This is a genomic window from gamma proteobacterium symbiont of Axiagastus rosmarus, from assembly GCF_059730925.1.
This window is the reverse complement of the sequence record NZ_AP035925.1, coordinates 2,849,456-2,875,911: the sequence shown is the minus strand read 5'-3', so window position 1 is coordinate 2,875,911 and position 26,456 is coordinate 2,849,456. Positions and strand designations below refer to the sequence as shown.

26 protein-coding genes are annotated in these 26,456 nt (G+C 57.8%); 25 read left to right on the top strand and 1 reads right to left on the bottom strand.

The window, feature by feature from the left end:
* Positions 1 to 91 precede the first annotated feature (91 nt).
* The 7 genes from pxpB to nei are packed head-to-tail and all read left to right on the top strand — an operon-like array spanning position 92 to position 5,659.
* A complete protein-coding gene (gene pxpB / locus AC6I8F_RS13520) occupies positions 92 to 748 on the top strand; it encodes a 5-oxoprolinase subunit PxpB (RefSeq protein ID WP_498028112.1) in 657 nt (218 codons plus the stop codon).
* A complete protein-coding gene (gene pxpC, locus AC6I8F_RS13515) occupies positions 742 to 1,680 on the top strand; it encodes a 5-oxoprolinase subunit PxpC (RefSeq protein WP_058757884.1) in 939 nt (312 codons plus the stop codon). The genes pxpB and pxpC overlap by 7 nt, the downstream gene beginning before the upstream one ends.
* Entirely contained in the window at positions 1,664 to 2,401 is a 738-nt protein-coding gene (pxpA, locus tag AC6I8F_RS13510) for a 5-oxoprolinase subunit PxpA (protein WP_058769446.1), read from the top strand. Before pxpC ends, pxpA begins: the two co-directional genes overlap by 17 nt.
* A 57-nt stretch (positions 2,402 to 2,458) precedes the next feature.
* Positions 2,459 to 3,187, top strand: a complete 729-nt coding sequence (locus AC6I8F_RS13505; protein ID WP_021508546.1) for a DUF969 domain-containing protein — start codon at positions 2,459 to 2,461, stop codon at positions 3,185 to 3,187.
* Positions 3,187 to 4,203 carry a DUF979 domain-containing protein gene (locus AC6I8F_RS13500; protein WP_058757881.1) on the top strand — a complete coding sequence of 339 codons (1,017 nt, stop codon included), beginning with the start codon at positions 3,187 to 3,189 and terminating at the stop codon, positions 4,201 to 4,203. Before AC6I8F_RS13505 ends, AC6I8F_RS13500 begins: the two co-directional genes overlap by 1 nt.
* Before the next feature lie 7 nt (positions 4,204 to 4,210).
* On the top strand, positions 4,211 to 4,858 hold the full coding sequence (gene pcp, locus AC6I8F_RS13495; RefSeq protein ID WP_211726304.1) for a pyroglutamyl-peptidase I: 648 nt from the start codon (positions 4,211 to 4,213) through the stop codon (positions 4,856 to 4,858).
* Positions 4,859 to 4,870: 12 nt separating this feature from the next.
* Positions 4,871 to 5,659 (top strand): endonuclease VIII, encoded by a 789-nt coding sequence (gene nei, locus AC6I8F_RS13490; protein ID WP_058769449.1) that lies wholly within the window; start codon positions 4,871 to 4,873, stop codon positions 5,657 to 5,659.
* Positions 5,660 to 6,004: 345 nt separating this feature from the next.
* Here the strand turns inward: nei and AC6I8F_RS13485 are convergent, their stop codons facing one another.
* Positions 6,005 to 7,288 carry a citrate synthase gene (locus AC6I8F_RS13485; protein ID WP_021508542.1) on the bottom strand — a complete coding sequence of 428 codons (1,284 nt, stop codon included), beginning with the start codon at positions 7,286 to 7,288 and terminating at the stop codon, positions 6,005 to 6,007.
* A gap of 755 nt (positions 7,289 to 8,043) precedes the next feature.
* Here AC6I8F_RS13485 and sdhC point away from each other — a divergent pair.
* The 18 genes from sdhC to pal all read left to right on the top strand — a co-directional run bounded on the left by sdhC (position 8,044) and on the right by pal (position 26,454).
* A complete protein-coding gene (gene sdhC, locus AC6I8F_RS13480) occupies positions 8,044 to 8,433 on the top strand; it encodes a succinate dehydrogenase cytochrome b556 subunit (RefSeq protein ID WP_021508541.1) in 390 nt (129 codons plus the stop codon).
* The gene (gene sdhD / locus AC6I8F_RS13475) at positions 8,427 to 8,774 is read left to right on the top strand and encodes a succinate dehydrogenase membrane anchor subunit (RefSeq protein ID WP_021508540.1); all 348 of its coding nucleotides are present in this window, start codon (positions 8,427 to 8,429) and stop codon (positions 8,772 to 8,774) included. The genes sdhC and sdhD overlap by 7 nt, the downstream gene beginning before the upstream one ends.
* Entirely contained in the window at positions 8,775 to 10,541 is a 1,767-nt protein-coding gene (sdhA, locus tag AC6I8F_RS13470; RefSeq protein ID WP_021508539.1) for a succinate dehydrogenase flavoprotein subunit, read from the top strand.
* A 14-nt stretch (positions 10,542 to 10,555) separates the two neighbouring features.
* Entirely contained in the window at positions 10,556 to 11,272 is a 717-nt protein-coding gene (locus tag AC6I8F_RS13465; RefSeq protein ID WP_021508538.1) for a succinate dehydrogenase iron-sulfur subunit, read from the top strand.
* A 206-nt stretch (positions 11,273 to 11,478) separates the two neighbouring features.
* Positions 11,479 to 14,286 carry a 2-oxoglutarate dehydrogenase E1 component gene (sucA, locus tag AC6I8F_RS13460; RefSeq protein WP_021508537.1) on the top strand — a complete coding sequence of 936 codons (2,808 nt, stop codon included), beginning with the start codon at positions 11,479 to 11,481 and terminating at the stop codon, positions 14,284 to 14,286.
* A gap of 15 nt (positions 14,287 to 14,301) precedes the next feature.
* Positions 14,302 to 15,516 carry a 2-oxoglutarate dehydrogenase complex dihydrolipoyllysine-residue succinyltransferase gene (gene odhB, locus AC6I8F_RS13455; protein WP_021508536.1) on the top strand — a complete coding sequence of 405 codons (1,215 nt, stop codon included), beginning with the start codon at positions 14,302 to 14,304 and terminating at the stop codon, positions 15,514 to 15,516.
* 70 nt (positions 15,517 to 15,586) lie between these two features.
* Complete coding sequence (gene sucC / locus AC6I8F_RS13450; RefSeq protein WP_006118458.1) at positions 15,587 to 16,753, top strand: ADP-forming succinate--CoA ligase subunit beta; 1,167 nt, start codon at positions 15,587 to 15,589, stop codon at positions 16,751 to 16,753.
* Positions 16,753 to 17,628 (top strand): succinate--CoA ligase subunit alpha, encoded by an 876-nt coding sequence (gene sucD, locus AC6I8F_RS13445; RefSeq protein ID WP_021508535.1) that lies wholly within the window; start codon positions 16,753 to 16,755, stop codon positions 17,626 to 17,628. The genes sucC and sucD overlap by 1 nt, the downstream gene beginning before the upstream one ends.
* 676 nt (positions 17,629 to 18,304) lie before the next feature.
* Entirely contained in the window at positions 18,305 to 19,876 is a 1,572-nt protein-coding gene (gene cydA / locus AC6I8F_RS13440; protein WP_498028111.1) for a cytochrome ubiquinol oxidase subunit I, read from the top strand.
* 11 nt (positions 19,877 to 19,887) lie between these two features.
* Positions 19,888 to 21,027, top strand: a complete 1,140-nt coding sequence (cydB, locus tag AC6I8F_RS13435) for a cytochrome d ubiquinol oxidase subunit II (protein ID WP_021508533.1) — start codon at positions 19,888 to 19,890, stop codon at positions 21,025 to 21,027.
* Between the two features lie 15 nt (positions 21,028 to 21,042).
* Positions 21,043 to 21,156, top strand: coding sequence for a cytochrome bd-I oxidase subunit CydX (gene cydX, locus AC6I8F_RS13430; protein WP_010615998.1), 114 nt, complete (start codon positions 21,043 to 21,045; stop codon positions 21,154 to 21,156).
* Positions 21,156 to 21,449, top strand: coding sequence for a cyd operon protein YbgE (gene ybgE / locus AC6I8F_RS13425; protein WP_058775290.1), 294 nt, complete (start codon positions 21,156 to 21,158; stop codon positions 21,447 to 21,449). The genes cydX and ybgE overlap by 1 nt, the downstream gene beginning before the upstream one ends.
* Before the next feature lie 177 nt (positions 21,450 to 21,626).
* Entirely contained in the window at positions 21,627 to 22,049 is a 423-nt protein-coding gene (gene ybgC, locus AC6I8F_RS13420) for a tol-pal system-associated acyl-CoA thioesterase (protein WP_168714917.1), read from the top strand.
* Positions 22,046 to 22,732 (top strand): Tol-Pal system protein TolQ, encoded by a 687-nt coding sequence (gene tolQ / locus AC6I8F_RS13415; RefSeq protein WP_010616001.1) that lies wholly within the window; start codon positions 22,046 to 22,048, stop codon positions 22,730 to 22,732. Before ybgC ends, tolQ begins: the two co-directional genes overlap by 4 nt.
* A gap of 13 nt (positions 22,733 to 22,745) precedes the next feature.
* Positions 22,746 to 23,174, top strand: a complete 429-nt coding sequence (tolR, locus tag AC6I8F_RS13410) for a colicin uptake protein TolR (protein ID WP_021508530.1) — start codon at positions 22,746 to 22,748, stop codon at positions 23,172 to 23,174.
* Between the two features lie 25 nt (positions 23,175 to 23,199).
* Positions 23,200 to 24,459: a cell envelope integrity protein TolA gene (gene tolA, locus AC6I8F_RS13405; RefSeq protein ID WP_021508529.1), complete on the top strand. Its 1,260-nt coding sequence runs from the start codon at positions 23,200 to 23,202 to the stop codon at positions 24,457 to 24,459.
* A gap of 116 nt (positions 24,460 to 24,575) precedes the next feature.
* A complete protein-coding gene (gene tolB / locus AC6I8F_RS13400; RefSeq protein WP_021508528.1) occupies positions 24,576 to 25,871 on the top strand; it encodes a Tol-Pal system beta propeller repeat protein TolB in 1,296 nt (431 codons plus the stop codon).
* A gap of 64 nt (positions 25,872 to 25,935) precedes the next feature.
* Complete coding sequence (gene pal / locus AC6I8F_RS13395) at positions 25,936 to 26,454, top strand: peptidoglycan-associated lipoprotein Pal (protein WP_021508527.1); 519 nt, start codon at positions 25,936 to 25,938, stop codon at positions 26,452 to 26,454.
* The last annotated feature ends 2 nt before the right edge of the window (positions 26,455 to 26,456 follow it).

The following is a 26,456-nucleotide window of genomic DNA, read 5'->3' as shown; positions in this document are numbered from 1 at the left end:
ATAACTTATTGACTTTTCGCATAAGCGAATGCCCTCAGGCGCGCCGTCACTGCGGTCACGGCGCGTTTTATTAATGACCGGGAGGTGGGTTTTGCAACGAGCACGTTGTTATCTGCTGGGTGAGCGGGCGGTGGTACTGGAGCTGGAACCGCCGGTTTCGCTCGTCAGCCAGCAGCGCATCTGGGGATTGTGCCAGCGGCTGCAGCAGAATGAGCAGATCGCGGAAGTGATTCCGGGCATGAATAACCTGACGCTGCTGCTGCGCGATCCGCAGCTGAAAGCGCTGGATGCCATCGAGCGTTTGCAGCGCTGGTGGGAAGAGAGCGAGGTGCTGCTGGCCGGGCCGCGTCAGGTTGAGATTCCGGTGGTGTATGGCGGCGCGGGCGGTCCGGATCTGGCGGAGGTCGCCCGTGCGGCGGAGCTGACCTCGCAACAGGTGGTGGAGCTGCACAGCAGCGCGGATTACGTGGTCTATTTCATTGGCTTTCAGCCGGGTTTCCCTTATCTCGGTGGGCTGGATGAGCGGCTGCACACGCCGCGTCGCGCCGAGCCCCGGCTGGTAGTGCCTGGCGGTTCGGTGGGCATTGGCGGCAGCCAGACCGGCATCTATCCGCTGGCCGCGCCCGGTGGCTGGCAGCTGATTGGCCACACGCCGCTCAACCTGTTCGATCCACAACAGCAGCCGCCGACGCTGTTGCGTCCCGGCGACAGCGTCCGCTTCGTGCCACAACGGGAGGGCGTATGTTAAACATTTTGCGTGCCGGATTAATGACCTCGGTGCAGGATCGCGGCCGCCACGGCTGGCGGCAATACGGTATCAGCCTAAGCGGCGCACTGGATGAGCCTTCAATGCGCACGGCCAATATGCTGGTCGGCAACGCGGAAAACAGCGCGGTGCTGGAAATTGTGCTCGGCCAGTTCAAAGCGGAGTTTCGTCGCGACGGCTGGTTTGCGCTGACCGGTGCCAGCTGCAGCGCCGAACTGGATGGCCAGCCGGTGTGGACCGGCTGGCGTCTGCCGGTGAAAAAAGGCCAGGTGCTGAGTCTGTCCATGCCCACGCGCGGTATGCGCAGCTATCTGGCGGTGAACGGCGGTTTCGCCATCGATGCGATGCTGGGCTCACACAGCACCGATCTCAAAGCAGCCTTTGGCGGCTGGCAGGGGCGTAAACTGCAGGATGGCGATCAGCTGCCGCTGGGCAAGCCGACGCGCCGCTTCAGCCATCAGGCTGGCGTCCGGCAGCTGCTGTGGGGCAACCGCATCCGCGCGCTGCCGGGGCCGGAGTACAACGAATTTACCCACGACGCGCAGGACGCATTCTGGCGTAACCCGTGGCAGCTCAGCCCGCAAAGTAACCGCATGGGCTACCGGCTGCAGGGCAGTCCGCTGCAGCGCAGTGTCGCACGTGAACTGCTGTCGCATGGCCTGGTGCCGGGTGTGGTGCAGGTGCCGCCGAACGGTCAGCCGATTGTGCTGATGGCCGATGCGCAAACCACCGGCGGCTATCCGCGTATTGCCTGCGTCATCGAGGCCGATCTCTATCAGCTGGCGCAGATTCGTCTGGGAGAACCGATTCACTTCATCCGCTGCACGCTGGAGGAGGCGCTGCTGGCCAAACAGCAGCAGCAACGTTCGCTTGATCAGATAGCCTGGGGGCTTGCTCATGAAGATCGATCTTAACGCCGACCTCGGTGAAGGCAGTGCCAGCGATCGGGCCCTGCTGGAGCTGGTGAGCTCGGCCAACATCGCCTGCGGTTTCCATGCCGGCGATGCCGAAACCATGCTGCAGTCGGTGCGCTGGGCCAGCGCCAACGGCGTGGCGATTGGTGCGCATCCGAGCTTTCCCGACCGGGAAAATTTTGGCCGGACCGCCATGCAGCTGCCACCGGAAACCGTCTACGCGCAGGTGATCTACCAGATTGGTGCCCTGAAAAGCCTCGCCGAAAGTGAGGGGGCGAAGCTGGTGCACGTGAAGCCGCACGGCATGCTGTATAACCAGGCGGCGGCCGATGCAGCGCTGGCGGATGCGATTGCGCGCGCGGTGAAAGCCGTCGATCCGGCGCTGATTCTGGTTGGCCTGGCGGGCAGCGCCTCAATTGCCGCCGCCGCGCATCATGGTCTGCGCACGCGCGAAGAAGTGTTTGCTGACCGCGGCTATCTGGCCAGTGGCGCGCTGGTGCCGCGCAGCCAGCCGGGGGCGTTAATCGAAGAGGCTGAGCAGGCGCTGGCGCAGACGCTCACCATGGTGCAGCAGCGTCAGGTGCGCAGCGTCAGCGGCGAATGGGTGGCGGTGAATGCGCAGACGGTCTGTCTGCACGGCGATGGCGCCCATGCGCTGGAATTCGCCCGCACGCTGCGCGCCGCTTTTGCGACAAATCAGATTGCTGTCACCAGCGCCTGATCATTGACTGTTAGCCCGGCCTGTTGCCGGGCTTTTTATTTCTGACGAGGGGAAAACATGGATAACGTGGTCAATCTCTGGCCGTTACTCGGCATTGCCGCGATTGTGCTCGGCTTTGTGCTGCGCTTCAACCCGGTGCTGGTGGTGATTGTTGCCGGTTTTGTCACCGGGCTGGCGGCGCATATGCCGCTCGGCGATATTCTGGAGAAGCTCGGTTCCGGCTTTCTCAATACCCGTAATCTGCCGCTGATCCTGCTGTTACCGCTGGCGGTTATTGGATTGCTGGAGCGCCACGGTTTGAAAGAGCGTGCGCAGACGTGGATCGCCCGGATCAAAACCGCCACCGCCGGCCGTTTACTGATCGTCTATCTGTTCGTGCGTGAACTGACTGCGGCGCTGGGGCTGACCAGCCTGGGCGGGCATCCGCAGATGGTGCGTCCGCTGCTGGCGCCGATGGCCGAAGGTGCCACTGAAAACCGTTACGGCAGCGTATCACCGGAGATTCGTCAGCGGCTGCGCGCCATGTCGGCGGCTACCGATAACGTCGGGCTGTTCTTCGGTGAAGACATTTTCGTGGCCTTCGGCGCGATCATATTTATGCACAACTTTATGCAGGAGTCGGCGGGCATCAGCACCGAGCCGTTGCACATCGCGTTGTGGGGCATTCCGACGGCGCTGTGTGCGTTCCTGATTCATGCTGCGCGACTGGTGCGGCTCGACCGTCAGCTGTCGCGTGAGCTGGGCGCGCTCAACCAGCAGGCGCTGCGCGCAAAAGGAGGTGAGTGATGTTTCAGCAACAGTATCTGATGTGGCTGGCCGGGGCGATCCTGCTGATTGTCGCGCTGCTGTCATGGCGCGATAGCGCTAATCCGCGCCGTTTTACCACCGGTTTATTCTGGGCGCTGTACGGTCTGATTTTCCTGATTGGCGACGGTGCTTATCAACTGATGGGGCAGTGGGCCGGTGATGCGGAGCTGGGACGTCGCTGGTTGCATATTGCCGTGGGCGCGGCGGTGGTGGTCATGGCGCTGATTGCCGGGTTCGGCGGCGTGCGCCTCGGTCGCTACCATCAGCGCAGCGATGAACAGAAGCAGCAGAGTGCGCAGCGTCTCGGCAATAAGCTGTTTCTGCCGGCGCTGGCGATCCCGCTGGTGACGGTGATTGGCGTGCTGGCGTTCAATCATATTCCCGGTCTGCAGGAACGGGTGTTTGGCCCGGGCAATCATTCGACGCTGGTCACGCTGTTTTCGATGATGATTGGCTGCGTGCTGGGCTGGCTGATCGCGCTGAAGTTTACCCACGAGAAGCCGCTGCAGTCGATGCAGGAGACGCGGCGTTTGCTGGATGCGGTGGGCTGGGCGTTTATTTTGCCGCAGATTCTCGCCACGCTTGGCCTGCTGTTTACCAGCGCTGGCGTCGGCACGGCGATTTCACATCTGACCGAACACTATCTGGCGGTGGATAACCGGCTGATTGCGGTGGCGGTGTATGCACTGGGCATGGCGCTGCTGACCATGGTGATGGGCAACGCGTTTGCGGCGTTCCCGATTGTCACCGCCGGCATCGGTATTCCGATTCTGGTGCTGCAGCACGGTGGCAATCCGGCGGTGATGGCGGCGATCGGCATGTTCTGCGGGTACTGCGGCACGCTGATGACGCCGATGGCTGCCAACTTCAATATTGTTCCGGCGCGTTTACTGGAGCTGCCGGATCGTAACGCGGTAATCAAGGCTCAGGTGCCAACCGGTGTGCTACTGTTACTGGTAAATATTTTCCTGCTTTATTTCCTGATGTTCCTGTGAGGTTGCGATGAAAACGGTGTTAATGACGGCGTTCGAGCCGTTTGGCGGCGAGCGCATTAATCCGTCGTGGGAAGCGGTGCGCAGCTTTGATGGTCGGGAGTTCGGCGGCGCGCGGATTGTGGTGCGCCAGCTGCCGGTGGTATTCGCCCGCTGCGGCCAGGTGCTGACCGCTGCGCTGGAAGAGCTGCAGCCGCACCGCGTGCTGTGCGTCGGCCAGGCTGGCGGGCGCAGCGATATCAGCATAGAGCGCGTGGCGATTAATGTGAACGATGCGCGCATTCCGGATAACGACCAGCAGCAGCCGGTCGATCAGCCGATTGTCGCCGGGGGACCGGCGGCCTATTTTTCCACGCTGCCGATCAAAGCGATGGTCGCGGCACTGCGCGAAGTGGGGATTCCGGCTTCGGTGTCGCAAACCGCCGGGACATTTACCTGCAATAACGTCATGTATCACCTGCTGCACTGGCTGCAGACCACAGGCAGCGTAGCTCGCGGCGGTTTCGTGCATATTCCTTATATGCCGCAGCAGGCGGCGCAGCATCCTGGTGCACCGAGTATGTCGACCGCCAGTGTGATTCAGGCGCTGGAAACGTCGCTGCAGGTGATTCTCAGCACAGAGAAAGACATTCGCGAAGTGGGCGGCGCAACCCATTAATCAGGAGCGGTTATGCCAGAGGGACCGGAGATCCGCCGCGCGGCGGATCAACTTGCAGCGGCAATGGTGGGCAAGCCTCTGACCGAGGTGTGGTTTGCTTTTCCGGCGCTGAAGACCTACGAACCGGCGCTGATGGGGGAAACCATCGACGCCTTTGAAACGCGCGGCAAGGCACTGCTGACGCACTTCTCCAACGGGCTGACGCTGTACAGCCATAATCAGCTGTACGGTGTGTGGCGTGTGGTGCCGAGCGGGACTGAGCCCAATACTTCGCGCCAGCTGCGCGTGCGGCTGGGTAATGCCGACCGGGCAATTTTGCTGTATAGCGCTTCGGATATTGAGCTGCTGAACGCAGATACGCTCGGCGCGCATCCGTTTTTGCAACGCGTCGGACCGGACGTGCTGGACGCTACGCTGACGGTGGAAGAGGTGCGCGAGCGGCTGCTGTCGCCGCGTTTTCGTCGCCGCCAGTTCAGCGGTTTGTTGCTGGATCAGGCATTTCTCGCCGGGCTCGGCAACTATCTGCGCGTCGAGATTTTATGGCACGCCGGTTTGCTGGCGCAGCATCGTGCACAGGATTTGAGCGACCAGCAGCTGGATGCGTTGAGCCACGCCATGCTGGCGGTGCCGCGTTTGTCTTATCAGATGCGTGGCAGCATGAAGAAGTATCACGAAGAGGCAGCGTTTCGTTTCGAGGTGTTTCACCGTCAGGGCAAAAAGTGCCGGCGCTGCGGTACCGTCATTGAGAAGGGTGTACTGTCCTCACGACCGTTTTACTGGTGTCCGGGCTGTCAGCATTGAGTTTTGGTCACTATTAGACGAGGCATGAGACAGGCCATCATCGTCTTGCGGCAAACTGCACCAGAGCTAATGCACTGACTGGCTGAGCCCCGGGGCAGGCAATCCGCAGCGCTGAACAGCATGAGGAAGTCAGGATGAGACCGCATGGATGCGGGCGAAAGCCGGAGCCGGGACAGGATGTCCCGTCGACGGCGGTCCGTCAGACTGACGAAGGGTGTGAAGGTACCGCGTCAGCGGCGCGAGGACGCCTGAAACGGGGCTCAGCCAGGCAGGGCTCGGCACGATGCGCCCCAAACTTTCGCCGTATACTAAAAAAGAAAAGGGCGGGATAACCCGCCCTGATTGTTATTTTTTCAGCGCCGAGCTGAATTCGCGCTCGGTGTAACCGGTGTAGAGCTGACGTGGGCGGGCAATCTTCATACCTTCGTCGTGCATCTCTTTCCAGTGCGCAATCCAGCCAACGGTACGCGCCATCGCGAAGATCACGGTAAACATTGATGACGGAATGCCCATCGCTTTCAGGATGATGCCGGAATAGAAATCGACGTTCGGATAGAGTTTACGCTCAATGAAGTACGGGTCGTTCAGCGCGATGTGCTCCAGCTCCATCGCCACTTCCAGCAGGTCGTCCTTCATGCCCAGCTCGTTCAGCACTTCATGACAGGTTTCACGCATCACGGTCGCGCGCGGGTCATAGTTCTTATACACACGGTGACCGAAGCCCATCAGACGGAACGAATCGTTCTTATCTTTGGCGCGACGCACGAATTCCGGGATGTGATCCACGGTGCTGATCTCTTCCAGCATACGCAGCGTGGCTTCGTTGGCACCACCGTGCGCAGGTCCCCACAGCGAGGCGATACCGGCGGCGATACAGGCAAACGGGTTGGCACCGGAAGAACCGGCGGTACGCACGGTAGAAGTTGATGCGTTCTGTTCGTGGTCAGCGTGCAGGATCAGGATACGGTCCATGGCGCGTTCCAGCACCGGGTTCACTTTGTACTCTTCACACGGCGTAGCAAACATCATGTGCAGGAAGTTACCGGCATAGGAGAGATCGTTACGCGGATACACAAACGGCTGGCCGATGGAGTATTTGTAACACATCGCGGCCATGGTCGGCATTTTTGACAGCAGGCGGAAGGCGGCGATTTCACGGTGACGTTCAATATTCACGTCTAATGAATCGTGATAGAAGGCAGCCAGCGCGCCGGTCACGCCGCACATCACCGCCATCGGGTGTGAATCACGACGGAAGCCGTGGAACAGGCGGGTGATCTGCTCGTGAATCATGGTGTGACGGGTTACGGTAGTGCGGAACTCGTCGTACTGCGCCTGAGTAGGGGCTTCGCCGTTCAGCAGGATGTAGCACACTTCCAGATAGTTGGAGTGGGTAGCCAGCTGATCGATAGGGAAACCGCGATGTAACAAAATCCCTTCATCACCATCAATAAAGGTAATTTTTGATTCGCAGGACGCCGTAGAGGTAAAACCGGGGTCGAAGGTGAACAGGCCTTTTGAGCCAAGGGCGCGGACATCAACAACATCCTGTCCCAGCGTGCCTTGCATCACATCCAGTTCCACGGAGTTGTTATCTTGTAGGGTTAGCGTCACTTTTTTATCTGTCATTTTTCGTCTCCATAGCGCCTTAGTAGGTAAGGATCTTAGACACCAGAACAGTCATCATGTTGCGTTTACCCGCCGTATTTTCGGGCCGCCGCTACACTGGCTGCGCGCGCGCAGTGCGGTCATTTACTTGCGTAAACGCCCATCATTTGCACGCTTACTGCCTTGTTGCAACCCGCACGACTTAGGCTAAAACAGAATCTTCACAGCATCACTCAGCGGTAACGTTCATGCTGCAAGGTTACGGAGCGAAATGTGTAAAGCCAATCGGTGGTGTCCGGGCATGACGCGCTGCACATCGTGGATGTTAAAGATCCTGTCACGACATAACTTCTTGGTAACCAATAACCTGACGGTTTGTGTTGCTCGTAAAGGCAATGTTACATAACTTGAGCTTAGGGGAAAGTGTATCCCCATAACTTTTATGCATCATAGGGTTTTAGTGCGTTCGTTTGTAACTGAAATGTTGATCTATTGTCAAATCAGATAATTAAAAATGTATAAATTGTGAAATACGTGAGGCGGATCACTGTTCAGCTTAAATGTGACCAAAGAGATTGTAGGGGAATTGTAATCAGAATGTGATCCTCCTATACTGCCGCCAGGTCTCCGGAATACCCTGACACCAGGAGCCACCCAGCGTTTTACCCGCTTCATTTAACACTGGATGTTGCTATTTTGGTGGCGGTTGCAGTCCGAACACGCACTGTGCTCTTCTGTAACTCAGGACCGGAGGAAGCAAAATAAAAAAGAGCTGTGTGGGCAAAACCGTGAAAAAACAAAGACCTGTTAACTTGGATCTCTCGACGATCCGGTTTCCCGTTACTGCAATATCGTCCATTCTCCACCGCGTCTCCGGCGTGATTACCTTTGTCGCTCTCGGAATTCTGCTCTGGTTACTGGGTCTCTCCCTCTCTTCTCCGGAAGGTTTCCAGCAAGCGGCATCCATCATGGATAGCTTCTTCGCCAAATTCATCATGTGGGGCATTCTGACCGCGCTGGCATATCACGCAGCAAGCGGCATTCGTCACATGCTGGCCGACTTCGGTTTTACGGCAGAAACCCTGCAGGTGGGAACCCGTACCGCGCAAGCGGTTTTTGTTATCACTGTCGTGCTCTCAATTCTGGCTGGAGTCCTCGTATGGTAAGCAATGCTTCTGCATTAGGACGCAACGGTATCCATGACTGGCTGTTACTGCGTGCTGCTGCAATCTTAATTACGCTCTACATTCTCTACATCCTCGGTTTTGTCGTGATGACCGGCACGCTGACGTATGACGTCTGGCGCGGCTTTTTCGCTTCCTCCTTTACCAAAGTGTTCACGTTGCTGACGCTGTTCTCGATTCTGGTCCACGGCTGGATTGGCATGTGGCAGGTCCTGACCGACTACGTGAAACCGCTGGCAACGCGTCTGGTGTTGCAACTGGTGATTGTGGTCGCGCTGTTGTCGTATGCAATTTATGGAACTGTTGTGGTGTGGGGTGTGTAAATGAGTTTGCCAGTCAGAGAATTTGATGCCGTGGTGATCGGCGCAGGTGGTGCGGGTATGCGCGCCGCGCTGCAAATCTCCCAATCGGGCCAGAGCTGTGCTCTGTTATCCAAAGTGTTCCCAACCCGTTCCCACACCGTATCGGCGCAGGGCGGGATTACCGTGGCGCTGGGTAACTCCCACGAAGATAACTGGGAATGGCACATGTACGATACCGTCAAAGGCTCCGATTACATCGGTGACCAGGACGCGATCGAATATATGTGTAAAACCGGTCCGGAAGCGATTCTGGAGCTGGAGCACATGGGCCTGCCATTCTCCCGTCTTGATGACGGCCGCGTTTATCAGCGTCCGTTTGGTGGTCAGTCGAAAAACTTCGGTGGTGAGCAGGCGGCGCGTACCGCTGCTGCTGCCGACCGTACCGGCCACGCCCTGCTGCATACGCTGTATCAGCAGAACCTGAAAAACAAAACCACCATCTTCTCCGAGTGGTATGCACTGGATCTGGTGAAAAACGCTGACGGCGCGATCGTCGGCTGTACCGCCATCTGCATCGAAACCGGTGAAACGGTCTACTTCAAAGCCAAAGCCACTATCCTCGCGACCGGCGGTGCTGGCCGTATCTATCAGTCCACCACCAACGCCCACATCAACACCGGCGATGGCGTCGGCATGGCGCTGCGTGCCGGCGTGCCAATGCAGGATATGGAGATGTGGCAGTTCCACCCAACCGGCATTGCGGGTGCCGGTGTGCTGGTGACCGAAGGCTGCCGTGGTGAAGGTGGCTATCTGCTGAACAAGCATGGCGAGCGTTTCATGGAGCGCTACGCGCCGAACGCTAAAGATCTGGCGGGCCGTGATGTGGTGGCGCGTTCAATGATGGTGGAAATTCGTGAAGGTCGCGGCTGCGACGGCCCGTGGGGTCCACACATCAAACTGAAACTCGACCATCTGGGCGCTGAAGTGCTGGAATCCCGTCTGCCGGGCATCCTCGAACTGTCGCGCACCTTTGCTCACGTCGACCCGATTAAAGAACCGATTCCGGTTATCCCGACCTGCCACTACATGATGGGCGGCGTGCCGACCCGCGTGACCGGTCAGGCGCTGCGCGTCAACGAGCAGGGCGAAGATGAAGTGATTCCGGGCCTGTTCGCGGTAGGCGAAATTGCCTGCGTATCGGTACACGGCGCAAACCGTCTTGGCGGCAACTCGCTGCTCGACCTGGTGGTATTTGGCCGCGCGGCCGGTGTTCACCTGATGGAGTGCATCGCTGAGCAGGGCGAACTGCGCGACGCCACCGAAGATGAAATCGACGCGGCGATGGCCCGCTTCAACCGCTGGGAAAACAACACCACCGGTGAAGACCCGGTTGAAATCCGCAAGGCGCTGCAGCGCTGCATGCAGAACAACTTCTCGGTATTCCGTGAAGGGGATGCGATGCGTGAAGGCCTGGCCGAGCTGAAAGAGATTCGTGAGCGCCTGAAAAACGCGCGTCTCGATGACCGTTCACCGGACTTCAACACCCAGCGTATCGAATGCCTTGAGCTGGATAACCTGATGGAAACCGCTTACGCCACCGCGGTAGCGGCTAACTTCCGCACCGAAAGCCGTGGCGCTCACAGCCGCTTCGACTATCCGGAGCGTGATGATGCCAACTGGCTGTGCCACAGCCTCTATGTTCCGCAAACGGAAAGCATGACGCGCCGTGAGGTGAACATGCAACCGAAACTGCGTGCGGCCTTCCCGCCGAAAGCGCGTACTTACTAATTGCGGAGATCATCATGAGACTCGAATTTTCTATCTATCGTTACAACCCGGAAGTCGATGACAAACCGCGCATGCAGGATTACACCCTCGAAGCGGAAGATGGTCGCGACATGATGCTGCTGGACGCGCTGATCCGTCTGAAAGAGAAGGATCCTACGCTGGCCTTCCGTCGCTCCTGCCGTGAAGGCGTGTGCGGCTCCGATGGCCTCAACATGAACGGTAAAAATGGCCTGGCGTGTATCACGCCGGTCTCCGCACTGGGCAATGGCAGCAAGAAGATTGTTATCCGTCCGCTGCCCGGTTTGCCGGTAATCCGCGACCTCGTGGTGGACATGGGACAATTCTATGCTCAGTATGAGAAGATTAAGCCTTTCCTGTTGAATAATGGGGAAAATCCGCCAGCGCGCGAGCATCTGCAAACGCCTGCGCAGCGCGAGCACCTGGACGGCCTGTACGAGTGTATTCTCTGTGCCTGCTGCTCCACGTCGTGCCCATCGTTCTGGTGGAATCCGGACAAGTTCATCGGTCCGGCCGGCCTGCTGGCGGCGTACCGCTTCCTGATTGACAGCCGCGACACCGAAACCGATGCGCGCCTCGACAATCTGAATGATGCTTTCAGTGTTTTCCGCTGTCACAGCATCATGAACTGTGTGAGCGTGTGCCCGAAAGGCTTAAACCCAACGCGCGCCATCGGCCACATTAAGTCGATGCTGCTGCAGCGCGGGGCGTAACAAACGGAAGTCACGGTCGGGAACTCAGGTTCCCGATCGTTTACGGAAGCCTCTATAAGCGCGGTACTGACCACGCTTATAAAGGTTCCCTTACGGGCCAGGCGCCGGTTGCGCACAGGTTCGTATCGCTGAACTCACTACGGCAAGCCGCGTAAGCGGCAACAAATGAAACCTCAAAAAAGCAGATTAATGCTTAAGGGATCACAATGCAGAACAGCGCGATGAAACCCTGGCTGGACTCCTCCTGGCTGGCCGGCGCGAACCAGTCCTACATAGAGCAACTCTATGAGGATTTCCTGACCGATCCTGACTCTGTTGATGAAGTGTGGCGCTCGATGTTCCAGCAGCTGCCGGGCACCGGTGTGAAACCTGAGCAGTTTCACTCCACGACGCGTGAATACTTCCGCCGCCTGGCGAAAGACGCCACCCGCTACACCTCCACAGTCACCGATCCGGCCGCTAATTCCAAACAGGTTAAAGTGCTGCAGCTGATTAATGCGTTCCGCTTCCGCGGCCATCAGCACGCTAACCTCGATCCGCTCGGCCTGTGGAAGCAGGAGCGCGTGGCGGATCTCGATCCGGCCTTCCACGATCTGACCGACGCCGATTTTCAGGAAAGCTTTAACGTAGGCTCTTTCGCCATTGGCAAAGAGACCATGAAGCTGGCCGATCTTTATGCCGCACTGCAGCAGACCTACTGTGGTTCGATTGGTGCAGAGTACATGCACATCAACAACACCGAAGAGAAGCGCTGGATTCAGCAGCGTCTGGAATCGGTGGTGGGCCATGCGTCATTCAGCGCGGACGAGAAAAAAGGTTTCCTGAAAGAGCTGACGGCGGCAGAGGGCCTGGAAAAATACCTCGGCGCGAAATTCCCGGGTGCCAAACGCTTCTCGCTGGAAGGCGGTGATGCGCTGGTACCCATGCTGCGCGAAATGATTCGCCACGCCGGCAAGAGCGGCACGCGTGAAGTGGTGCTGGGCATGGCGCACCGCGGTCGTCTCAACGTGCTGATCAATGTGCTGGGTAAAAAACCGCAGGATTTGTTCGACGAGTTCTCCGGCAAGCACAAAGAGCACCTCGGTACCGGTGACGTGAAGTACCACATGGGCTTCTCGTCAGACGTGGAAACCGAAGGCGGCCTGGTGCACCTGGCGCTGGCGTTCAACCCGTCGCATCTGGAAATTGTAAGCCCGGTAGTCATGGGCTCGGTGCGTGCGCGTCTGGATCGTCTGGCGGAGCCGGGCAGCAACAAAGTCCTGCCGATCACCATTCACGGTGATGCCGCGGTTATTGGCCAGGGCGTGGTGCAGGAAACCCTGAACATGTCGCAGGCTCGCGGTTACGAAGTGGGTGGCACCGTACGCATCGTGATTAACAACCAGGTGGGCTTCACCACCTCGAATCCAAAAGATGCGCGTTCTACCCCGTACTGCACCGACATCGGCAAAATGGTGCTGGCACCGATCTTCCACGTCAACGCGGACGATCCGGAGGCGGTGGCGTTTGTTACCCGCCTGGCGCTGGATTATCGCAACACCTTCAAACGCGATGTGTTCATCGACCTGGTGTGCTACCGCCGTCACGGCCATAACGAAGCCGACGAGCCAAGCGCAACCCAGCCGCTGATGTATCAGAAAATCAAAAAGCATCCGACGCCGCGCAAAATCTACGCCGATCAGCTGGAAAGCGAAGGCGTGGCCACGCAGGAAGATGCCACCGAGCTGGTAAACCTGTACCGCGATGCGCTGGATGAAGGCGAGTGCGTGGTGCCGGAATGGCGTCCGATGAGCCTGCACTCGTTCACCTGGTCTCCGTACCTCAACCACGAGTGGGATGAGAGCTACCCGGAAACCGTGGACATGAAACGTCTGCAGGAGCTGGCGCGCCGCATCAGCAGCATTCCGGAAGCGGTGGAAGTGCAGTCGCGCGTTGCCAAGATTTACAACGACCGCAAAGAGATGGCGGAAGGCAACAAGCTGTTCGACTGGGGCGGGGCGGAAAACCTCGCTTACGCCACGCTGGTGGACGAAGGCATTCCGGTGCGCCTGTCGGGTGAAGACTCCGGCCGCGGCACCTTCTTCCACCGTCACGCGGTGATTCACAACCAGCAGAACGGTTCGACTTACACTCCGCTGCACCACATCCATAACGGTCAGGGTCAGTTCAAGGTGTGGGATTCGGTGCTGTCGGAAGAAGCGGTTCTGGCGTTCGAATACGGTTACGCCACCGCCGAGCCGCGCGTGCTGACCATCTGGGAAGCGCAGTTCGGTGACTTCGCCAACGGCGCTCAGGTGGTGATCGATCAGTTCATCAGCTCCGGCGAGCAGAAATGGGGCCGCATGTGTGGTCTGGTGATGCTGCTGCCACACGGCTATGAAGGGCAGGGTCCGGAGCACTCCTCCGCGCGCCTTGAGCGCTATCTGCAGCTGTGTGCTGAGCAGAACATGCAGGTCTGCGTGCCATCAACGCCAGCACAGGTGTACCACATGCTGCGTCGTCAGGCGCTGCGCGGTATGCGCCGTCCGCTGATCGTGATGTCACCGAAGTCGCTGCTGCGTCATCCGCTGGCGGTATCCAGCCTTGATGAGCTGGCCAACGGCAGCTTCCAGCCGGCGATTGGTGAGATCGACGACCTCGATCCGCAGCAGGTGAAACGCGTGGTGCTGTGCTCCGGTAAAGTTTATTACGATCTGCTGGAACAGCGTCGTAAGAACGAGCAGACCGATGTCGCCATCGTGCGTATCGAACAGCTCTATCCGTTCCCGCACAAAGCGGTGCAGGAAGCGCTGAAGAATTACGCCCATGTTCAGGATTTCGTCTGGTGTCAGGAAGAGCCACTGAACCAGGGCGCATGGTATTGCAGTCAGCATCATTTCCGCGAAGTGGTTCCATTTGGTGCGTCACTGCGTTACGCAGGCCGTCCGGCTTCTGCTTCACCGGCCGTGGGCTATATGTCCGTACATCAACAACAGCAGCAAGACCTGGTCAATGACGCGCTGAACCTTGGTTAATTAAAAGGAAAGAAAATGAGTAGCGTAGAAATTCTCGTTCCCGATTTGCCTGAATCCGTAGCGGACGCCACGGTAGCCACCTGGCATAAAAAACCCGGCGACTCTGTGACCCGCGACGAAGTGCTGGTCGAGATCGAAACTGACAAAGTGGTACTGGAAGTGCCTGCCGCCGCTGACGGTGTGCTGGAAGCGGTGCTGGAAGACGAAGGCGCCACCGTAACATCGCGCCAGATCCTGGGCCGTCTGAAGGAAGGCAACAGCGGCGGGAAAGAGACCACGGCGAAAGTGGAAAGCAAGGAGTCTACGCCTGCACAGCGTCAGACTGCATCTCTGGAAGAAGAGAGCAATGACGCGCTCAGCCCGGCCGTGCGCCGCCTGATTGCGGAAAACAACCTCGACGCCAGCCAGATTAAAGGCACCGGTGTTGGCGGCCGTCTGACGCGCGAAGATGTGGAAAAACATCTGGCGAAGAAAGCCGACGGCGCGAAAGCGGCACCGGCAGCCGATGCGGCTCCGCAGGCCGTTGCCAACCGCAGCGAGAAGCGCGTGCCAATGACCCGTCTGCGCAAGCGCGTGGCCGAGCGTCTGCTGGAAGCGAAAAACAGCACCGCAATGCTGACCACCTTCAACGAAGTCAACATGAAGCCGATCATGGATCTGCGCAAGCAGTACGGCGATGCCTTCGAGAAGCGTCACGGCGTGCGTCTGGGCTTTATGTCCTTCTACATCAAAGCGGTGGTCGAAGCGCTGAAACGCTTCCCGGAAGTTAACGCGTCGATCGATGGCGATGATGTGGTGTACCACAACTATTTCGATGTCAGCATCGCGGTCTCGACGCCGCGTGGTCTGGTGACGCCAGTGCTGAAAGATGTTGATGCGCTGAGCATGGCCGACATCGAGAAGAAAATTAAAGAGCTGGCGGTGAAAGGCCGTGACGGCAAGCTGACGGTGGAAGAACTGACCGGCGGTAACTTCACCATCACCAACGGTGGTGTGTTCGGTTCGCTGATGTCTACGCCGATCATCAACCCGCCGCAGAGCGCGATCCTGGGGATGCACGCCATCAAAGATCGCCCAATGGCGGTGAATGGTCAGGTGGTGGTGCTGCCAATGATGTATCTGGCGCTCTCCTACGATCACCGTCTGATCGATGGTCGTGAATCTGTCGGCTATCTGGTCGCGGTGAAAGAGCTGCTGGAAGATCCGGCGCGTCTGCTGCTGGATGTCTGATTTTCGCCGGGCGCGCTGGCACGAGGCGCGCCCAAATTAACCCTGTTTAGATCTGAATGGATAGAACATCATGAACTTACACGAATACCAGGCGAAGCAGCTGTTTGCACGGTATGGTATGCCAGCACCGACTGGCTACGCCTGCACTACGCCACGTGAAGCCGAAGAAGCCGCCTCGAAAATTGGCGCGGGTCCGTGGGTGGTGAAATGTCAGGTTCATGCCGGTGGCCGCGGTAAAGCGGGCGGTGTGAAGGTGGTTAACAGTAAAGAAGACATTCGTGCTTTCGCTGAAAACTGGCTGGGCAAACGTCTGGTGACCTACCAGACTGACGCCAATGGCCAGCCGGTAAACCAGATCCTGGTTGAAGCGGCGACCGACATCGATCAGGAGCTGTATCTGGGTGCGGTGGTTGACCGTGCTACCCGTCGCGTGATCTTCATGGCGTCAACCGAAGGCGGCGTGGAAATCGAGAAAGTGGCGGAAGAAACCCCGCACCTGATCCATAAAATGGCGCTGGATCCGCTGACCGGCCCGCAGCCATACCAGGGCCGCGAGCTGGCATTCAAACTGGGCCTGACCGGCAAGCAGGTCAGCCAGTTCACCAAAATCTTCATGGGTCTGGCGACCATGTTCCTGGAGCGCGACCTGGCGATGGTTGAGATCAACCCGCTGGTGATCACCAAACAGGGCGACCTGATCTGTCTGGATGGCAAACTGGGTGCCGATGGCAATGCCCTGTTCCGTCAGCCAGAGCTGCGTGAAATGCGCGACCCAAGCCAGGAAGACCCACGTGAAGCCCACGCGACGCAGTGGGAACTGAACTACGTCGCGCTGGAAGGCAACATTGGCTGTATGGTCAACGGCGCTGGTCTGGCGATGGGCACCATGGACATCGTGAAACACCACGGTGGTCAGCCTGCAAACTTCCTTGATGTTGGCGGCGGCGCAACCAAAGAGCGCGTTACCGAAGCCTTCAAAATCATCCTGTCTGACGATGCTGTGAAAGCGGTATTCGTTAACATCTTCGGCGGCATCGTGCGCTGCGATCTGATCGCAGACGGCATCATCGGTGCTGTGGCTGAAGTGGGTGTCAACGTACCGGTCGTGGTACGTCTGGAAGGTAACAACGCCGAGCTGGGCGCGAAGAAACTGGCGGACAGCGGTCTTAACATCATTGCAGCAACCAGCCTGACAGACGCAGCACAGCGTGTTGTCGCTGCTGCGGAGGGTAAATAATGTCCATTCTGATCGACAAAAACACCAAAGTCATTTGCCAGGGTTTCACCGGTGGCCAGGGAACGTTCCACTCTGAGCAGGCGCTGGCCTATGGTACGCAGCTGGTTGGCGGTGTGACGCCAGGTAAAGGCGGCACCACCCATCTCGGTCTGCCGGTGTTTAACACCGTGCGCGAAGCAGTAGAAGCCACAGGCGCCACCGCTACCGTGATCTACGTGCCGGCACCGTTCTGCAAAGACGGTATCCTGGAAGCGATCGACGCGGGCATCAAACTGATCATCACCATCACCGAAGGTATCCCGACGCTGGATATGCTGACGGTGAAAGTGAAGCTGGACGAAGCAGGCGTGCGCATGATTGGCCCGAACTGCCCGGGTGTGATCACCCCAGGCGAATGTAAGATCGGTATTATGCCGGGCCACATTCACCAGCCAGGTCGCGTCGGTATCGTGTCACGTTCCGGTACGCTGACCTATGAAGCGGTTAAGCAGACCACCGACATCGGCTACGGCCAGTCCACCTGTGTGGGCATCGGCGGTGACCCGATCCCAGGCTCCAACTTCATCGACATCCTGAAAATGTTCCAGGACGATCCGCAGACCGAAGCGATCGTGATGATCGGTGAGATCGGCGGCAGCGCTGAAGAAGAGGCCGCGGCGTTCATCAAAGAGCATGTGACCAAGCCTGTCGTCGGCTATATCGCCGGCGTAACGGCGCCGAAAGGCAAGCGTATGGGTCACGCCGGCGCCATCATTGCCGGTGGTAAAGGCACCGCCGATGAGAAATTTGCTGCGCTGGAAGCGGCCGGTGTGAAAACCGTTCGCAGCCTGGCCGATATCGGCGACGCGGTGAAAGCGGTACTGCCAGCGAAATAACATTTTGCTGCTGAAAGAAAAAAGCCACCTGCGGGTGGCTTTTTTTATGGCTGTCATGCACGGCCATTAGCCGTCCTCACACATTTGCAGTAAAAACGTAACGGCAACATTTTCTGCGGCTATGCTTACTTTGTCGTTGAGTAAAGAAGGGCAAAGAGGCGTGCTTTTTCCCGTCAGCGTCCAGGCGTCTGGCTGGCACAGAGGTTAAATAATTACGGGAAAGGTAATTGTTTTCTTAATTGCGCTATCGATTTATGACAACTAATTAACAACAACTCTAACACTACATATCTGGAAAATTATTGTCTTAATCCAGATCAATAAAAGGCGATATATAGCAAACTTTACCGCTGGCTAAAAGCAACCCAACCGGTATAAATTGCGCTGCATCAATTCAGTCTTTTTCATCATTTTTCAGGAGTTTGTGCCAGGCGTTTTCATATCAATTCTGTCGCCTCCTCATCTTACTCCTGCTCGAAACAGGCTGAAGCGATCGGTTTTTCGGGGAATTTTCACCACTGTTACTCGCTCACTTCGGGCCGCAGTACGCATTGTGCTGTCGGTAACAAAACTGGAATCAATAATCAGTCGTTCCTGACCTTATTCTGCATCGCACTGCCCGCTATTTGTGGTTGTTATTCGCAGGATGAGTTCATGCGAGGAGCAAGGAGTCATCATGTTAGATATTGTCGAGCTGTCGCGTTTACAGTTTGCCCTGACGGCGATGTACCATTTCCTGTTCGTGCCCTTAACGCTCGGTATGGCGTTTTTACTGGCGATCATGGAAACGGTCTATGTCCTGTCGGGAAAACAGATTTATAAAGATATGACCAAATTCTGGGGCAAGTTGTTTGGTATCAACTTTGCGCTGGGTGTGGCCACCGGCCTGACCATGGAATTTCAGTTCGGTACCAACTGGTCTTATTACTCCCACTACGTCGGCGATATCTTCGGTGCGCCGCTGGCCATCGAAGGCCTGATGGCGTTCTTCCTTGAATCCACCTTTGTCGGCCTGTTCTTCTTCGGCTGGGATCGCCTCGGTAAAGTGCAGCACCTGGCGGTGACCTGGCTGGTGGCACTCGGCTCGAACATGTCCGCGCTGTGGATCCTGGTGGCGAACGGCTGGATGCAGAACCCGATCGCCTCCGAATTCAATTTCGAAACCATGCGTATGGAGATGGTGAGCTTCTCCGAGCTGGTGCTGAACCCGGTGGCGCAGGTGAAATTTGTGCATACCGTGGCCGCGGGTTACACCACCGGTGCGATGTTCATTCTGGGCATCAGCGCCTGGTATCTGCTGAAAGGGCGCGACATCGCGTTTGCCAAACGCTCCTTTGCGATCGCTGCCAGCTTCGGTATGGCTGCTGTGCTGTCGGTCATCGTGCTGGGTGACGAATCCGGCTATGAAATGGGCGACGTGCAGAAAACCAAGCTGGCCGCCATCGAAGCCGAATGGGAAACCCAGCCGGCGCCGGCGGCCTTTACGCTGTTTGGCGTGCCGGATCAGGCGACGCAGGAGAACAAGTACGCCATCCAGATCCCGTATCTGCTCGGTTTGATTGCTACGCGTTCCGTCGATACGCCGGTCACCGGCCTGAAAGATCTGCTGGCGCAGCATGAAGTGCGCATCCGCAACGGTATGAAAGCCTATGCGCTGCTGAACGAGCTGCGTGCCGGCAGTAAAGATCCGGCGGTGCGCAGTGAGTTTGAGACGCATAAACAGGATCTTGGCTACGGTCTGCTGCTCAAGCGTTATACCCCGGACGCGGCGAACGCTACGGAAGCGCAAATCCAGCAGGCAACGCAGGATTCGATTCCGCGCGTGGCGCCGCTCTATTTCGCCTTCCGCATCATGGTGCTGTGTGGCGTGCTGTTGCTGGGCATCATTGCGCTGTCGTTCTGGAGCGTGATTCGTAACCGCATCGGTAAGAATCGCTGGCTGCTGAAAGCGGCGCTGTACGGTATTCCACTGCCGTGGATTGCCGTCGAAGCTGGCTGGTTTGTCGCTGAATATGGCCGTCAGCCGTGGGCGATTGGTGAGGTGCTGCCAACCGCCGTGGCCAACTCGTCGCTGACCGTCGGCGATCTGCTGTTCTCGATGATCCTGATCTGCGGCCTGTATACCGTGTTCCTGGTGGCGGAGATGTATCTGATGTTCAAATTTGCCCGCCTTGGTCCAAGCAGCCTGAAAACCGGCCGCTATCACCATGAAACAGTGCAGGCTGTGACTCAACCGGCGCGCGGATAAGGAGAGCGACCATGTTTGACTATGAAGTGTTGCGTTTTGTCTGGTGGCTGCTGATTGGCATTCTGCTGATCGGTTTTGCCGTCACCGACGGCTTCGATATGGGCGTGGGAATGCTGACCCGCATCCTCGGTCGCACCGATACCGAGCGTCGCATCATGATTAACAGCATCGCGCCGCACTGGGACGGTAACCAGGTCTGGCTGATCACTGCCGGCGGGGCGCTGTTCGCCGCCTGGCCAATGGTCTATGCCGCCGCGTTCTCCGGTTTTTACGTGGCGATGATTCTGGTGCTGGCCTCGCTGTTCTTCCGTCCGGTCGGCTTTGATTACCGGTCGAAGATTGAAGATATGCGCTGGCGCGGTGCCTGGGACTGGGGCATCTTCATTGGCAGTTTTGTGCCGCCGCTGGTGATTGGCGTGGCGTTCGGTAACCTGCTGCAGGGCGTGCCGTTCCATGCTGATGAGTACCTGCGCCTGTTCTACACCGGTAATTTCTTCCAGCTGCTTAATCCGTTTGGCCTGCTGGCTGGGGTGATCAGCGTCGCGATGATTCTGGCCCAGGGCGCGACTTACCTGCAGATGCGCACCAGCGGCGAACTGCACCTGCGTTCCCGCACCGCGGCGCAAATCAGCGCGCTGGTGATGCTGGTAGGCTTTGTACTGGCCGGCGTGTGGGTGAAGTACGGCATTGATGGCTATGTGCTGAAAAGCGCAATCGATCATCACGCGGCGTCTAACCCGCTGGGTAAAGACGTGGTGCGTGAAGCCGGGGCCTGGCTGGTCAATTTTGAACAGATGCCGGTGCTGTGGCTGTTCCCGCTGCTCGGCGCGCTGCTGCCGCTGCTGACGATCCTGTGTTCGCGCATGGAGAAGGGCGCATGGGCGTTTATCTTCTCTTCGCTGACGCTGGCGTGCGTCATTATGACGGCGGGCATTGCGCTGTTCCCGTTCATCATGCCATCCAGTACCGTGCCAGGCACCAGTCTGACCATGTGGGACGCGACCTCCAGCCTGCTGACGCTGCAGATCATGACCGTGGCCGCCATCATCTTTGTGCCGATTATTCTGGCTTACACCAGCTGGTGTTACTACAAGATGTATGGCCGCATCACCAAAGAACACATTGAGCGCAATACGCACTCCCTGTACTGATTGAGGAGATTAAGCATGTGGTATTTTGCCTGGATTCTTGGCACCTTGCTGGCCTGTGCGTTTGGCGTGGTCACGGCACTGGCGATCGAGCATGTGGAAGAGGGCGGCGCGCAGGACGACAAGCTCTGATGCGCAGCCTGATACAGACGCTGTATCGTTTGATGGATAAGGGCCCGCTGCGGGCCCTTTCACTGATTCTGGCGCTGTGGCTGGCCGGATGCGTCATCTGGCAGCCGGCGCGCTTTGCCGCACGCACCAGTGAGCTCGCCATCTGGCACGGATTATTGTTAATCTGGGCGGTGTGCAGCGGCGTGATTCACGGCACCGGTTTCCGGCCACAGCGTGCCCGCTGGCAGGCGCTGTTTGCCCCGCTGCCGGCGCTGATCGTGCTGGCGCTGGGAATTTACTGGTTCTACCATTAAGTTCTGTCTCAGCCCGCAAGGGCTGTTTTACCGCTGCTGACGTGAGTTTTTGTCAGCGGTTGGTCAGGAAATCTCCCAAAAATCCTTCCAGTTGTTAACGTCTGATAATTATTTTCTCCTGGCTCTGGCGGACCATTCCCAAGCCGATCTCACTTGCGTATAGTAGCAACGTTTAAAATGAGACCGGGATGTAGAGTGAGTACAACGCTGTTTCGCTGGCCGGTTCGGGTCTATTACGAAGACACTGACGCCGGTGGTGTGGTTTACCACGCCAGCTATCTTGCTTTTTATGAACGAGCACGTACCGAGATGTTGCGCCAGCACCATTTCAATCAACAGGCCCTGTTGGAAGAGCAGGTGGCTTTTGTGGTACGGCGCATGACGGTGGACTTTATTGCCGCGGCACGTCTCGACGACCTTCTGGAGATCCAGAGCGAAGTGACAGCAATGACGCGCGCAACCATGACGTTCTCGCAGCGTATCGTGAATGCTGAAGGCAAAGTGCTCAATGAAGCAGACGTCCTGATTGCCTGCATCAACCCACATCTAATGAAGCCGATTGCGCTTCCCAAGTCTATTGTCGCGGAGTTCAAGCAGTGACTGACATGAACGTTCTTGATTTGTTCCTGAAGGCAAGCCTTCTGGTCAAACTTATCATGTTGATTTTGATCGGCTTTTCTATTGCCTCCTGGGCAATCATCATTCAGCGCACCCGCATTCTTAACGCGGCGGGGCGTGAGGCCGAGGCGTTCGAGGACAAGTTCTGGTCCGGTATCGAGCTGTCGCGTCTCTATCAGGAGAGCCAGGCGCGCCGTGACGAGCTGAGCGGGTCCGAACAGATTTTCTATTCTGGCTTCAAAGAGTTTGCCCGCCTGCACCGCGCCAACAGCCATGCGCCGGAAGCGGTGGTCGAAGGGGCTGGTCGCGCCATGCGCATCTCGATGAACCGTGAACTGGAAGCGCTGGAAAATCACATCCCATTCCTTGGCACCGTCGGTTCCATCAGCCCGTATATCGGTCTGTTTGGTACGGTGTGGGGGATCATGCATGCCTTTATCGCACTGGGTGCGGTGAAACAGGCCACGCTGCAAATGGTTGCGCCCGGTATCGCCGAAGCGCTGATCGCCACCGCAATCGGTCTGTTCGCGGCTATTCCTGCCGTTATGGCGTACAACCGTCTGAACCAGCGCGTGAACAAGCTGGAGCAGGGCTACGACAACTTTATGGAAGAGTTCACGGCTATCCTGCATCGTCAGGCTTTCTCTACCGACAACAGCAAGTAAGTCGAGGTTAACGATGGCCAGAACCCGTGGTCGCGGGCGTCGCGACCTTAAGTCGGAAATTAACATTGTTCCGCTGCTGGACGTGCTGCTGGTGTTGCTGCTCATCTTTATGGCAACCGCGCCGATTATTACACAGAGCGTGGAAGTGGACCTGCCGGACGCAACCGATTCGAAAACCGTTTCCAGCGACGATAATCCGCCGGTGATCGTGGAAGTGGCCGGGGTAGGGCAGTACAGCCTGGTGGTGGATCACGATCGTATGACGCAGCTGCCGCCGGAGCAGGTGGTGAGCGAAGCGCAGCGCCGTATTGAAGCCAATCCGAAGACGGTCTTCCTGATTGGTGGGGCGAAAGATGTGCCTTACGACGAAATCATCAAGGCGCTGAACCTGTTGCATCAGGCTGGCGTGAAATCCGTCGGTTTGATGACGCAGCCGATTTAACGCGAACCGTTTTTGGGAACCGAGAGTGTCGAAGGCAACCGAGCAGAACGAGAAGTTAAAACGCGCGATAATCATTTCGGTGATTCTGCACATCGTGCTGATCGCCCTGCTGATTTGGAGCTCGTTTAACGAACATATCGAAGCCAGCGGCGGCGGTGGCGGCAGTGATATCGACGCGGTGATGGTCGATCCTGGCGCGGTGGTTGAGCAGTATAACCGTCAGCAGAATCAGCAGAGTGATAGTCAGCGCGCCGAGCAGCAGCGCCAGAAGCAGGCACAGCAGCAGGCGGAAGAGTTGCAGCAGAAGCAGGCCGCTGAACAGCAGCGGCTGAAAGAGCTGGAAAAAGAGCGTCTGCAGGCGCAGCAGGAAGCCAAAGAGCAGGCGAAGCAGCAGGCAGAGCAGCAGAAGGCGGCTGAAGCAGCAGCGAAGCAGGCGCAGGAGCAGCAGAAAGCTGCAGAAGCGGCCGCAGCGAAAGCCAAAGCCGATGCCAAAGCGCAGGCCGATGCTCAGGCGAAGGCCGCAGCGGACGCGAAAGCCAAAGCGGAAGAGCAGGCGAAGCAGGCCGCTGCCGACGCGAAGAAGAAAGCGGAAGAGCAGGCGAAAGCCGCCGCAGCCGAAGCGGCGAAAGAGAAAGCCGCGCAGCAGGCGAAAGCCGCAGCTGAAGCAAAAGCCAAAGCGGAGGCAGAAGCCAAAGCTCAGGCCGCGGCAGATGCAAAAGCCAAAGCTGCACAGGAAGCCAAAGAGAAAGCTGCGGAAGCCGCGAAAGAGAAAGCGGCCGCCGAAGCCAAAGCGAAAGCTGAGGCAGCAGCCAAAGCCAAAGCGGATGCGGCGGCCAAAGCTAAAGCGGCCGCCGATGCGAAGAAGAAAGCGGCTGCCGAAGCGGCGAAGAACGAGAGCGATGTGGATGATCTGTTAGGCGGTCTCTCTTCCGGTAAGAATGCGCCGAAAAGCGGTGCCGCTTCCGGTGGTGGCGCGGCGGCAGGTCAGGGCAATCAGAAGAAGGCGGGTGCCTCAGGTGCTGAGGTGAATGCGTATCTGGGTCAGATCACCAGTGCGATTCAGAGCCGCTTCTACGATGCCGATCTGTATCGCGGTAAAAGCTGCGATCTGCGGATTAAACTGGCACCGGATGGTTTGCTGATTGACGTGAAAGCTGAAGGCGGCGATCCGGCGCTGTGTCAGGCGGCGATTACCGCAGCGAAGCAGGCACGCATTCCAAAGCCGCCTTCGCAGGCCGTATATGAAGTGTTTAAGAACGCACCGATGCGTTTCAAACCAGAATAATGCAGTAACGTACGGCAGGTTGAACTAAGGTTAGCTTGCCGTACTCTATGAGTACTCGTGTTTTTTCAGGAACTGTGCGAATTATCATGAACTCAGGTTCAGATAAGGGAGATAAGATGAAGCAGGCACTTCGTGTAACCTTAGGTTTTTTTGTACTGCTGTGGGCAGCGATGCTGCACGCGGAAGTACGCATTGAAATTACGCAGGGCGTGAATACCGCGCGCCCAATTGGTGTGGTGCCGTTCCAGTGGGCCGGTCCGGGCGCTGCACCTGAAGATATTGGTGGCATCGTCGCAGCAGACTTACGTAACAGCGGTAAATTCAACCCGCTGGATCGCTCTCGTCTGCCACAGCAGCCGACCAGCGCACAGGAAGTTCAGCCTGCCGCGTGGAGCGCACTGGGTATTGATGCCGTGGTCGTCGGGCAGGTTACGCCGAACGCCGATGGCAGCTACCAGGTGGCTTATCAGCTGGTGGATACCGGTGGCGCACCGGGTACTGTGCTGGCGCAGAACTCCTATAAAGTCACCAAACAGTGGCTGCGCTATGCAGCGCATACCGCCAGCGATGAAGTGTTTGAGAAGCTGACCGGTATCAAAGGCGCGTTCCGTACCCGTATCGCCTATGTGGTGCAGACCAACGGCGGTCAGTTCCCGTACGAGCTGCGCGTGTCTGACTACGATGGTTACAACCAGTTTGTGGTACACCGTTCGCCACAGCCGCTGATGTCACCGGCCTGGTCGCCAGATGGCAGCAAAGTGGCTTACGTGACCTTTGAAAGCGGTAAATCGGCGCTGGTGGTGCAAACGCTGGCCAACGGCGCTATCCGTCAGGTGGCTTCTTATCCACGTCACAACGGTGCGCCGGCCTTCTCGCCGGACGGCTCTAAGCTGGCCTTCGCCCTGTCGAAAACCGGTAGCCTGAACCTGTACGTGATGGATCTGGCCTCCGGTCAGACGCGTCAGGTGACCGATGGCCGCTACAACAGCACCGAACCTACCTGGTTCCCGGACAGCCAGACGCTGGCTTACACTTCGGATCAGGCCGGTGCGCCACAGATTTACAAAGTTAACGTTAACGGCGGAACGCCACAGCGCATTACCTGGGAAGGGGCTCAGAACCAGGATGCGGATGTGTCATCTGACGGTAAAACGATGGTGATGATCAGCAGCGCCGGTGGCGCGCAGCACGTCGCCAAACAGGATCTGGAAACGGGAGCCGTTCAGACAATAACGGACACGTTCCTGGATGAGACGCCAAGTCTGGCTCCTAACGGCACGATGGTAATCTATAGCTCTACTCAGGGGATGGGTTCCGTGTTGCAGTTGGTTTCAACCGATGGGCGTTTCAAAGCGCGTCTTCCGGCAACTGATGGACAGGTCAAATTCCCTGCCTGGTCGCCGTATCTGTGATGCATCGCTCCCTCGCCTGGCGGGGGAGTAAAATGTATGGCAAACAAAATAATAGGATAAAGAAATGCAACTGAACAAAGTGCTGAAGGGTTTGATGCTGGCTCTGCCGGTTATCGCGGTAGCTGCATGTAGCTCTCACAAAAACAACAACAACGATCAGACCGGTATGGGTGCTGACGGTGCATACGGCGCTGGCGCTGGCCAGAACGGCAACATGTCTTCTGACGAGCAGGCGCGTCTGCAGATGCAGCAGCTGCAGCAGAACAACATCGTTTACTTCGGTCTGGACAAGTATGACGTGCAGTCTGAATACGCTCAGATGCTGGATCAGCACGCTGCTTTCCTGCGCAGCAACCCATCTTACAAAGTGACCATCGAAGGTCACGCGGATGAGCGCGGCACCCCAGAGTACAACATCGCCCTGGGCGAGCGTCGTGCTAACGCCGTTAAAATGTACCTGCAGGGTAAAGGCGTGTCTGCTGACCAGATGTCTATCGTATCTTACGGTAAAGAGAAACCTGCTGTACTGGGCCACGACGAAGCGGCTTACGCTAAAAACCGTCGTGCCGTACTGGTTTACTAAGA

Excerpts from the sequence above, each read along its gene's own strand:
- pxpC (WP_058757884.1), top strand. The coding sequence starts at position 742 with ATGTTAAACATTTTGCGTGCCGGATTAATGACCTCGGTGCAGGATCGC.
- pxpA (WP_058769446.1), top strand. The coding sequence starts at position 1,664 with ATGAAGATCGATCTTAACGCCGACCTCGGTGAAGGCAGTGCCAGCGAT.
- AC6I8F_RS13505 (WP_021508546.1), top strand. The coding sequence starts at position 2,459 with ATGGATAACGTGGTCAATCTCTGGCCGTTACTCGGCATTGCCGCGATT.
- AC6I8F_RS13500 (WP_058757881.1), top strand. The coding sequence starts at position 3,187 with ATGTTTCAGCAACAGTATCTGATGTGGCTGGCCGGGGCGATCCTGCTG.
- pcp (WP_211726304.1), top strand. The coding sequence starts at position 4,211 with ATGAAAACGGTGTTAATGACGGCGTTCGAGCCGTTTGGCGGCGAGCGC.
- nei (WP_058769449.1), top strand. The coding sequence starts at position 4,871 with ATGCCAGAGGGACCGGAGATCCGCCGCGCGGCGGATCAACTTGCAGCG.
- AC6I8F_RS13485 (WP_021508542.1), bottom strand. The coding sequence starts at position 7,288 with ATGACAGATAAAAAAGTGACGCTAACCCTACAAGATAACAACTCCGTG.
- sdhD (WP_021508540.1), top strand. The coding sequence starts at position 8,427 with ATGGTAAGCAATGCTTCTGCATTAGGACGCAACGGTATCCATGACTGG.
- sdhA (WP_021508539.1), top strand. The coding sequence starts at position 8,775 with ATGAGTTTGCCAGTCAGAGAATTTGATGCCGTGGTGATCGGCGCAGGT.
- AC6I8F_RS13465 (WP_021508538.1), top strand. The coding sequence starts at position 10,556 with ATGAGACTCGAATTTTCTATCTATCGTTACAACCCGGAAGTCGATGAC.
- sucA (WP_021508537.1), top strand. The coding sequence starts at position 11,479 with ATGCAGAACAGCGCGATGAAACCCTGGCTGGACTCCTCCTGGCTGGCC.
- odhB (WP_021508536.1), top strand. The coding sequence starts at position 14,302 with ATGAGTAGCGTAGAAATTCTCGTTCCCGATTTGCCTGAATCCGTAGCG.
- sucC (WP_006118458.1), top strand. The coding sequence starts at position 15,587 with ATGAACTTACACGAATACCAGGCGAAGCAGCTGTTTGCACGGTATGGT.
- sucD (WP_021508535.1), top strand. The coding sequence starts at position 16,753 with ATGTCCATTCTGATCGACAAAAACACCAAAGTCATTTGCCAGGGTTTC.
- cydA (WP_498028111.1), top strand. The coding sequence starts at position 18,305 with ATGTTAGATATTGTCGAGCTGTCGCGTTTACAGTTTGCCCTGACGGCG.
- cydB (WP_021508533.1), top strand. The coding sequence starts at position 19,888 with ATGTTTGACTATGAAGTGTTGCGTTTTGTCTGGTGGCTGCTGATTGGC.
- cydX (WP_010615998.1), top strand. The coding sequence starts at position 21,043 with ATGTGGTATTTTGCCTGGATTCTTGGCACCTTGCTGGCCTGTGCGTTT.
- ybgE (WP_058775290.1), top strand. The coding sequence starts at position 21,156 with ATGCGCAGCCTGATACAGACGCTGTATCGTTTGATGGATAAGGGCCCG.
- ybgC (WP_168714917.1), top strand. The coding sequence starts at position 21,627 with ATGAGACCGGGATGTAGAGTGAGTACAACGCTGTTTCGCTGGCCGGTT.
- tolR (WP_021508530.1), top strand. The coding sequence starts at position 22,746 with ATGGCCAGAACCCGTGGTCGCGGGCGTCGCGACCTTAAGTCGGAAATT.
- tolB (WP_021508528.1), top strand. The coding sequence starts at position 24,576 with ATGAAGCAGGCACTTCGTGTAACCTTAGGTTTTTTTGTACTGCTGTGG.
- pal (WP_021508527.1), top strand. The coding sequence starts at position 25,936 with ATGCAACTGAACAAAGTGCTGAAGGGTTTGATGCTGGCTCTGCCGGTT.